Origin of the sequence: Intestinibacter sp., from assembly GCF_051866655.1 — a bacterium.
Classification (GTDB): domain Bacteria; phylum Bacillota; class Clostridia; order Peptostreptococcales; family Peptostreptococcaceae; genus Intestinibacter.
Window position 1 is genome coordinate 1 of record NZ_JBJDXL010000240.1, and the last position, 4,458, is coordinate 4,458.

General features: G+C 30.5%; 6 protein-coding genes. 1 reads left to right on the forward strand and 5 read right to left on the reverse strand.

Annotated elements, in window-relative coordinates; all coding sequences use genetic code 11:
• From ACI3VO_RS07135 to ACI3VO_RS07145, 3 genes are all read right to left on the reverse strand, one after another.
• Window positions 1-508: PmbA/TldA family metallopeptidase (locus ACI3VO_RS07135; RefSeq protein ID WP_439757244.1), on the reverse strand; the 508-nt coding region annotated here is incomplete at its 3' end.
• Between the two features lie 5 nt (window positions 509-513).
• Entirely contained in the window at window positions 514-1,902 is a 1,389-nt protein-coding gene (locus ACI3VO_RS07140) for a TldD/PmbA family protein (protein WP_439757245.1), read from the reverse strand.
• Window positions 1,903-1,937: 35 nt separating this feature from the next.
• Window positions 1,938-2,381: an Rrf2 family transcriptional regulator gene (locus tag ACI3VO_RS07145; RefSeq protein ID WP_439757246.1), complete on the reverse strand. Its 444-nt coding sequence runs from the start codon at window positions 2,379-2,381 to the stop codon at window positions 1,938-1,940.
• A gap of 171 nt (window positions 2,382-2,552) precedes the next feature.
• Between ACI3VO_RS07145 and ACI3VO_RS07150 the strand changes: the two genes are divergently transcribed.
• Window positions 2,553-2,828 carry a metal-sensing transcriptional repressor gene (locus tag ACI3VO_RS07150; RefSeq protein WP_290685976.1) on the forward strand — a complete coding sequence of 92 codons (276 nt, stop codon included), beginning with the start codon at window positions 2,553-2,555 and terminating at the stop codon, window positions 2,826-2,828.
• A gap of 86 nt (window positions 2,829-2,914) precedes the next feature.
• On the opposite strand, the gene ymfI is transcribed toward ACI3VO_RS07150, so the two are convergent.
• Window positions 2,915-3,655 (reverse strand): elongation factor P 5-aminopentanone reductase, encoded by a 741-nt coding sequence (ymfI, locus tag ACI3VO_RS07155; RefSeq protein WP_439757247.1) that lies wholly within the window; start codon window positions 3,653-3,655, stop codon window positions 2,915-2,917.
• Between the two features lies 1 nt (window position 3,656).
• Window positions 3,657-4,388: a hypothetical protein gene (locus ACI3VO_RS07160; protein ID WP_439757248.1), complete on the reverse strand. Its 732-nt coding sequence runs from the start codon at window positions 4,386-4,388 to the stop codon at window positions 3,657-3,659.
• Window positions 4,389-4,458 lie beyond the last annotated feature (70 nt).

Here is a 4,458-nt window from a genome sequence, read left to right on the forward strand (position 1 = left end):
TTTCTTTGTTTTTTAGATTTAATCCTTTAGTATTTGATATTTCGACTTCTCCTTTAGAATATATTACTTTGCAGACTCCAGTATTTATTACATTTTCGTTGTAGCTTTTGCATTCTGTCTCTATATCAAGTCCTAATTGTATTAAATCCTTTGGATCTAAATTATCTATCGCTTCGTTGTAGCATACTACGTCTTGATATTTTTTATCGCCTTCGTATATAAATTGCATATCTTCGTTTTCGATCAATAAAGCTGCATTTTTAGCAGTACTTACAAGCATGTCTATTGAATCTCTATCTAGTATTCTAGTATGAGAATATCCTATTTTGCCATTTATTATACCTCTAAATGACAGTCCAAAGCTTTTATTTAAGTTGTAGCTTTCGACTTCTTGTTTGTAAATAGATATATTTAAAGATTCTGAATTTGTAACGTATATTTCGCTGTGTTCAAATCCAGCATCAGAAGCTTTTTTAAATAATATTTCTTTAAATTCATTTACGTTCATAATCACTACTCCCTTCCACCGACAGTTATGCTTTTAACTCTGATCATAGGCTGTCCTACATTTACAGGGATACTGCCTGATTTAGAGCCGCACATACCTTCTGCTTGAGCTACATTGTCAGACACCATATCTATATCCATTAAAACCTCGCTGCCTTTGCCTATCAGTGAAGCGCCTCTTACTGGTTCTACGATTTCTCCGTTTTTAACTAAGTATCCTTCACTTACAGCAAAGTTAAATTCTCCTGTAACTGGGTTTACAGAACCGCCGCCCATTTTTTTGGCATATAGTCCGTAGTCTATGGATTTGATTATATCTTCTATCTTATCTGTACCGGGAGCTATATATGTATTAGTCATTCTAGAAGTAGGCTCGAATTTATAGCTTTGACGTCTAGAGCTACCTGTAACTTCACAATTCATTCTTCTAGCGTTTAGTTTATCCACCATATATGATTTTAATACGCCATTTTCTATAAGTACGTTTTTTTGTGTAGGAGTTCCCTCATCGTCTATATTTGATGAACCCCAGTGGTTTTTCATAGTTCCGTCGTCTATTGCTGTTATCTTTGTAGAAGCTATTTGTTTGCCTAATTTGTCTGCAAACACAGAATTACCCTTTGCTACTGATGTAGCCTCTAGTGAATGACCACAAGCCTCGTGGAATATTACTCCGCCAAATCCATTGTCTATAGCTACAGGCATCTTACCAGCTGGACAGTTTTTTGCATTTAACATTATATGAGCAGTTTTAGCGGCTTCCCTTGCGTAATGCTCAGGATCTACTTCTTCTTTAAACATCTCAAATCCCATAAGTCTTCCAGGATTTTGAGTTCCAGTTTGGTTTTCTGTCTCATTAGATGCTATGGCATTTATCATAAGTCTAGTTCTAATTCTAGTATCTTCAGTGTACAATCCTTCTGTATTAGCTATTAATACATTTTGTTCTTTATCTAAATACCCTATGCTTACCTTAGATATATCTGTGTGAAAATCCTTTGCGCTTTTATATGCTCTTTTCATAACTTTGATTTTATCTTGGCAGTCTACACTATTAGGATGGATTTTTATAGGGTGTAAATTTTTAAGCTGTCTTTGATTATTAAGTATTATAGACTTATCTCCTTCGATTTTTCCTAGAGCAAGTGCTGCTTTGTAGGCTGTATCTAAAAGTGAAGATAAGCTATTGTCGTTTGTATAAGCATAAACGCTTTTTAAGCCCTTAAAAATTCTTATACCTATACCGTAGTCTCTACCTCCTAATATATTTTCTACTTTATCATCTAATACAGAAATATTGTTTGTTATACTATCTTCTTCAAATATTTCTGCAAAATCAGCTCCTGTAATTAAACATTTTTCTAAAACCTGTGTAGCTATTTCTTTTGAAATCATAAAATCGCCTCCTAATTTGAGATTTAGTTGAAGTTTTAACCTTCACTCTTGATTTTGTCCTTTTGACTGTGCTTTGCTAGTAAAGTTTCAATTGAAACTTTAGATAAAGTCTCCTTCATAAATTGAATTATTTGTTCAAAATCTGTAGTTAGTAATTCTGACAAATCAGCCACAATCGGATTTGTAATTTGTAAGTTATCATCACTAAATATATCCTTTATATCTATTTCATCTGTAATTTTGTAGATATCCCATAAAGTTATATCTTTTGCACTCTTTTTTAATTTTATACCTGAAATAGTTGAAGGCTTTATAAGAAAACTATTCTTATATAAAAGATTTAGTATATTTTTTATAACTACTGGATTACATTTGATCTCCTTTGATATGTACTCACATGTCAAATTTTTTTCATCGCCATTAGCCGCAATAAATAAAATAGTATGTACTGCTAATTGAAAACGTCTACTAACTTTCATTTTTATCACCTCATGGTAATTTTAGCATAATTAATCTCGTTATTCAAATTACAAAAGCTTATTGATTTTTTTTAAAATTATTATATTATTTTAGAATTGCTATTTTATTGATTTTAGAATAATTTAGTATTATTATAGAATAATAGTTTAATAATAAGAGGAGGAGTTAAAATGCGACAATGTATGGATATACCAAATATTCAGCTTAGAATAAAAAAAATCCAAGGTCAGCTAAATGCAATATCTAAAATGGTAGAAGAAGATATTCCTTGTGAAGATATTTTAATTCAAATAAATGCAGCTAAAAATGCTTTACATAAAGTCGGAAAGGTAGTACTAGAAGGTCATCTACACCATTGTGTCAAAGACGGCATAGAACATGGAGACGCAGAAAAGACAATTGAAGATTTTTCAAAGGCAATCGATTATTTTACTCGTATGGGATAATTATATATTAAAAAAACTATAAATTTTAGATTTTTTTATCAATCCGAAATTTATAGTTTTTATTTTTTTATTCCTTTTTGTTATATTTATATTACAAATCCACCATTAGAGCTTATCACTTGTCCAGTTATAAAATCTCCACCTTCACCAGCTAGAAATAGAGCGCATCTAGCTATATCTTCAGGCTGTCCTATTTTCATTAGAGGAGTTTCCTCCTTTAGCATGCTCATAGTTTCCTCTCCTAAGCCTTTTACCATATCTGTATTTATCACACCAGGTGCGATGGCGTTTACATTTATGTTAGAAGGTCCTAATTCCTTCGCTAAAGCCTTTGTAAGACCGATTATAGCAGCCTTTGATGCAGAGTAATCAACCTCAATAGCAGCTCCTACAAGCCCCCACATAGAAGATATATTTATTATCTTGCCGCTGCAATTTGGAAGCATATATTGGAGAGCTTTTTTTGTTACATAAAATACTGAATTTAAATTTACAGACATTGTCTCATTCCATTGCTCGTATGTCATATCCGTAAACATACAAGGCTTACTTATACCAGCGTTGTTTACTAGTACATCTATATTTTCAAATTGACCTATAGTGTAGTTTACAAGTGCATTTGCTTCTTCAGGTTTAGAGACATCTGCTTTAAATATTCTGACATCTAAGCCTTCATTTGTCAGCTCGTCGTAAAGCTCCTTTGCTTTTTCTTCAGATTTATTGTAATTTATCACGACGTTATAATTATTTCTAGCAAACAAAATCGCAATTGCCCTTCCTATTCCTCTAGATGATCCTGTTATTAAAGCTGTTTTTTTATTGTTCATATTATACCTCTTTATATTTTTTAGTTCTTTGTTCTACCTTCTTTTTATTAAATCTGCACTCATTTTTACAACCAGCACAGTTTAAATTCATATTTGAAATACCTGAAAATCTCTCTGGATACTTTTTATATTGATATTCCCATTGTATTAAGCTAAATAATCCGAGAGCTATTAATGAGTATGTCCAAAAATTAGGCATCAATATAAAAGGAGTAAGATACATTATATGATCCCAATTGTAAATTCTACATACATTACAGCATTTATTTTTCATAAACAAAGCTTGAAATGGACACCATATATTTACACACACCATATCAGCCCAAAAATAAAATAAAAATAGCATTATCAAATATGAAGAATCTAATTTTAATTTTAAAAATACATACAATATTATTATATTTGCCCCTATCCAAAATAGAGCTACGTTAAGTGCATTTTTATTAGCTTCTACTACCTCAGACTTTAATTTATTTTCATTGTAATTATTTTTTTCTCTATAATGCTTTAAAAATAATTTCCCATTATAAGTATTTTTACTTTTAGCTGGAATAACTACTTTTAAAAGATCATTTACTAAATAAATCCAACATATATGGTACAATTTTATATTAAATATCAATTTGTAATTTAATATCTTGTTTATATTGTTTGGATTATCGATAAATATTATTATAGCTGAAAAAAATAAAATAGTTCTAAGAACAAAATTAATTCTAGATCTTCTATCCAAAATCCTTCACCCCCATGATATTATATTAAAACAAAAAAATAAAGGGTTCAATCTACCCCCTTGTTTATTT

What these genes read in the sequence shown, in the direction of transcription:
- ACI3VO_RS07140 (WP_439757245.1), bottom strand. Translation starts at nt 1,902, where the DNA reads ATGATTTCAAAAGAAATAGCTACACAGGTTTTAGAAAAATGTTTAATT.
- ACI3VO_RS07145 (WP_439757246.1), bottom strand. Translation starts at nt 2,381, where the DNA reads ATGAAAGTTAGTAGACGTTTTCAATTAGCAGTACATACTATTTTATTT.
- ACI3VO_RS07150 (WP_290685976.1), top strand. Translation starts at nt 2,553, where the DNA reads ATGCGACAATGTATGGATATACCAAATATTCAGCTTAGAATAAAAAAA.
- ymfI (WP_439757247.1), bottom strand. Translation starts at nt 3,655, where the DNA reads ATGAACAATAAAAAAACAGCTTTAATAACAGGATCATCTAGAGGAATA.